Origin of the sequence: Galbibacter sp., from assembly GCF_035306585.1 — a bacterium.
Classification (GTDB): domain Bacteria; phylum Bacteroidota; class Bacteroidia; order Flavobacteriales; family Flavobacteriaceae; genus Galbibacter.
The window spans coordinates 1-2,506 of sequence record NZ_DATGNU010000092.1; the positions used below are offsets into that span (position 1 = coordinate 1).

Genomic DNA, 2,506 nt, shown 5'->3' on the forward strand with positions numbered 1-2,506 from the left:
ATTGACTTGATTGATTTGGGGGTTTGATTCATCATTTTCATTCTGGTTAAAATTTGAGATTTATTAAAAAAAGTTCCAATGTTGAGGTAAGGTGAGAAAATCGCACTTGTTGCGAGGCTCTTTTTATAGGCCTGTGCAGATATCCCTGCTGTAGCCAAAACCCTAGCATCTACAATATATTCGTGGTTAAGCCGAATGGCACTTAAAAACAATCTAAATAGCGGATTGAACCAAAAAATCGTGCAAAGCAACTGCGATATGATAATATCAACACTATGATATTCCTTTATATGGATGGATTCATGAAGAAGTACCATTGATTTGTCTTCCTGAGGAAGACGAGTTTGATCATCATAATAGATCGTTCTCAAAAACGAGAAGGTTGGGTATAGGCCATTGGTTAAGATCACTTTATTTCCTTCCCAATTTTCTAGTTCATTATGGGTTTTTAACTTTTGCAAAGAGTAAATCTGCCGAATAAAACCGTATGCAGAGATAGTTAATCCGAAGGAATACACTCCTAGTACTATCCACATCATCATGCTGGGAAATGCCACATGCTTGGTGATAACAGGATAAATTTCAATTGCTGGCAATAGCACATTGTATGTTGTATTGATCTGAGCAGTTTCCAAAAAGGAGATAGCTGGCAAGGATAAAACAGGAAGGATTGCTGCTGCAAATGGAGCGAATAACAGATAATACCTATTGAACCTAAAAGTAGATTCCTGGGCAAGGAAGGCATAATAGAAAAGGTAGAATATTATTAATATTATGCTAGACTCTAAGGAATAGGCTAGAAAATTAGGCAATAGCTTAGTCGTTACCATCTTGTGTTTTTGAGTTGTTTTCTTCTTCAGATATATACCGCAGTAGCTCCTCCATGTCTTTGGTGTCCAGTTTGTTTTCTTTGGCAAAGAAGGATACTAAATTTATGAAAGAACCATTAAAATACCCCGCCATGATCGATTTTAGCGTAAAGCTTTTGTAGCTATCCTTAGAGATCAGGGGGTAGTATTCGTGGGTTTTCCCGTAGGCTGTGTAACTCACAAACCCTTTCTTTTCTAGTATGCGCACTATTGTGCTCACAGTATTATATGCAGGTTTAGGAGTAGGAAATTTCTCTAGGATGTCCTTTACAAAGCCCTTTTCGAGCTCCCAGAGGATCTGCATTACCTGTTCTTCTGCTTTTGTTAGTTCAATCATAAATTCTCAATTTTAATACTTTGACCAAGTTAAAACTAAATATTTAGTTATGCAACTATTTTTATAGTTTTGGTGAATATATTTTTAAATTAATTGAAGAGGAACATGTACTAGTCCACAATTGACTAGGGGTACGTATCCGTTAGGTTCAGGGTAGGGTGTGACCACAATAGTTAGGTTGATTAGATTTGAAATTTCCTTTAACCAAGAACATTTTTTCAGCTCTCCTATACTATTAATGGCAGTCATCTAATAGCCCTTTTTCAAGAAACTTTTAAATGTTACGTTTGTGACGAAACACATTTCTTTTCGCGCTTAAGTTGTCATTTCTTCTTCACGTTCCTGTTTAAAAACGCTCTCTGTAGAGAATATAGCGGTGTATGTTACATACGGATAAGCTTTTGTTACATCGTATTTGCCAAATGTTACATTGGGAATAGTATCGGTAACATAAAAATTCTTGTCTTGTAACGTTGCCTGATATATTTGTCTTTATCAATACAGAATTACTCGAAGGTATTGGTGTTAATCAGATCACTTCATCATTTCAGGTAAAGAGCATCAATAGAACTTCACTATCCAAAATCAGGGCAAAGGAAGTGAAGGTTTAAAGTAGTAAAAGGACTAAAGCTTAACAAACGATTGCGTCATAGCAATCACCCAATAGATAGATTTTAAGGTGCCGACGGTGGGTTTCATTAATGCGTGATGGAAAATATGGGATCATTAGCGGGAGTTGGGATTAGGTTCGTAATCGATTCAATTAACAATAAAGTACTGCTTATATAACTAAATAACGGATGAAGAAAGACACAAGTTAGAACACCCTTAAAGATTCAGCTCTATTGAGTACAAGTTTATTCATGTCCGATAAGGGCACAGTTGAATAAGGGCTAAAAGGCAATTTAAATAGTTAAAATAACAAGTTAAACATGAAAAAAAATCTACGAAAAAGTCTGTACATGGTGCTTTATGCATTTCTATGTGTAGGAGGGGGTGCTTTCTTTGCGGAAGCCTCGTGGGCTGCTGAATTAAGCGATGAGCAGGCTAGCATCATGGTGAGAGGAAAGGTCGTGTCATTTGAAGATGGTGAAGGCCTTCCCGGTGTAAACATTAGAATAAAGGATGCTAATGTGGGTGTTATCACCGACATAGAGGGAAATTACGCTATTAGTGTTCCTTCTCAAGAAGCCGTATTGGTTTTCAGTTTTATTGGATATGAGACGGTAGAGGAAGCTGTTGGCAGCCGGACTACGATCAATGTTACTTTGATCCCTGACATTACTTCTTTGGGAGAAGT

3 protein-coding genes are annotated in these 2,506 nt (G+C 37.0%); 1 reads left to right on the top strand and 2 read right to left on the bottom strand.

Annotation, left to right across the window (positions count from 1 at the left end; all coding sequences use genetic code 11):
• The coding region (locus tag VKY50_RS08890; protein ID WP_324300985.1) for a M56 family metallopeptidase at window positions 1–830 on the bottom strand (830 nt) is incomplete at its 3' end.
• The gene (locus tag VKY50_RS08895) at window positions 817–1,206 is read right to left on the bottom strand and encodes a BlaI/MecI/CopY family transcriptional regulator (protein WP_324300988.1); all 390 of its coding nucleotides are present in this window, start codon (window positions 1,204–1,206) and stop codon (window positions 817–819) included. The genes VKY50_RS08895 and VKY50_RS08890, both read right to left, overlap by 14 nt.
• A gap of 932 nt (window positions 1,207–2,138) precedes the next feature.
• Here VKY50_RS08895 and VKY50_RS08900 point away from each other — a divergent pair.
• A partial coding sequence (locus VKY50_RS08900; protein ID WP_324300990.1) for a carboxypeptidase-like regulatory domain-containing protein occupies window positions 2,139–2,506 on the top strand: 368 nt, incomplete at its 3' end.

Coding starts and splice junctions, on each gene's coding strand:
- VKY50_RS08895 (WP_324300988.1), bottom strand. CDS start 1,206: ATGATTGAACTAACAAAAGCAGAAGAACAGGTAATGCAGATCCTCTGG.